This window comes from Pseudoalteromonas sp. MMG022 (genome assembly GCF_021654245.1).
GTDB lineage: Bacteria > Pseudomonadota > Gammaproteobacteria > Enterobacterales > Alteromonadaceae > Pseudoalteromonas > Pseudoalteromonas amylolytica.
In genome coordinates this window covers 1-1,192 of the sequence record NZ_JAKFZQ010000050.1, presented here as the reverse complement: position 1 = coordinate 1,192, position 1,192 = coordinate 1, and the positions used below count along the sequence as shown (strand labels likewise).

Annotated in this window: 1 protein-coding gene; it reads left to right on the top strand. The window is 44.3% G+C overall.

The features are described from left to right. Positions 1-69 precede the first annotated feature (69 nt). A protein-coding gene (locus L1070_RS20435; RefSeq protein ID WP_237126910.1) for an IS3 family transposase occupies positions 70-1,178 on the top strand; the annotation gives its coding sequence in 2 pieces (ribosomal slippage) (positions 70-316 and positions 316-1,178; 1,110 coding nt in all). The last annotated feature ends 14 nt before the right edge of the window (positions 1,179-1,192 follow it).

Genomic DNA, 1,192 nt, shown 5'->3' with positions numbered 1-1,192 from the left:
TGTCCACTTCCCTTAACATGAGACATGTTTAATTAGAGTTTTCTGTAATATCACCAACAGGAGACAACGATGAAAAAGTCACGTTTTACAGAATCTCAGATCATAGCTGTGCTCAAAGAAACCGACGCAGGCATGAAGGTTGAAGAAGTGTGCCGCAAGCATGGGATCAGTAGCGCCACATACTACAACTGGAAAGCCAAATATGGTGGTATGGAAGCGTCAGATGTTAAGCGCTTGAAAGAGCTTGAAGAAGAGAATGCCAAGCTTAAAAAGATGTACGCAGATGTCAGTTTGGAAAACCATGCGATAAAGGAGCTATTCGCAAAAAAGGGTTGGTGACAGCGCAGAAGCGAAGTAGCGCCAGTACACTGGTTCAATCGGGTTTAAGTATTTTGAAAGCGTGCAAGTTTGTCGGTATTGGTCGCGCTACCTACTACCGCCCAGAACGAGATTGGCGAAAGGCTGACGCAGCTGTCATTGATGCCATCAATGCAGAATTAAAAAAGTCCCCCAGAGCTGGATTCTGGAAATGCTATGGTCGTCTTCGCTTTAAAGGTTATCCGTTTAACCATAAGCGTGTATATCGAGTGTATTGCCAAATGGGTTTGAACTTAAAGCGCAGAGTGAAACGCGTGTTGCCAAAACGAGTTGCACAGCCATTAGATGTTGTCGCTCAAGCTAATCATCAATGGGCCTTAGATTTTATGCATGATTCTTTATACTGCGGCAAACGATTCAGAACGCTCAATATTGTTGATGAAGGCACTCGGGAGTGTTTGGCTATTGAAGTAGATACTTCGTTGCCAGCGGAACGGGTTGTTCGAACGCTTGAACAATTGAAAGCGGAGCGCGGTTTACCGAAACAAATTCGAGTAGATAACGGGCCTGAATTAATCTCAGCGCGTTTAACTGATTGGTGCGAAGCGCATAACATTGAATTAGTTTATATCCAGCCAGGCAAGCCACAGCAAAACGGGTTTGTTGAGCGGTTTAATGGCTCATTTAGACGAGAATTTTTAGATGCTTACTTGTTTGAAAGTATCAATCAAGTGAAAGAAATGGTGTGGTCCTGGCGGTTGGATTACAACGAAGAACGTACACATGAAAGCCTTGGTAATGTGCCACCGGCAGCTTACCGAGCAAAGTTGGAAAACTCTAGTTTACAGGTGTCTCACTAACGGGGAAGTGGACA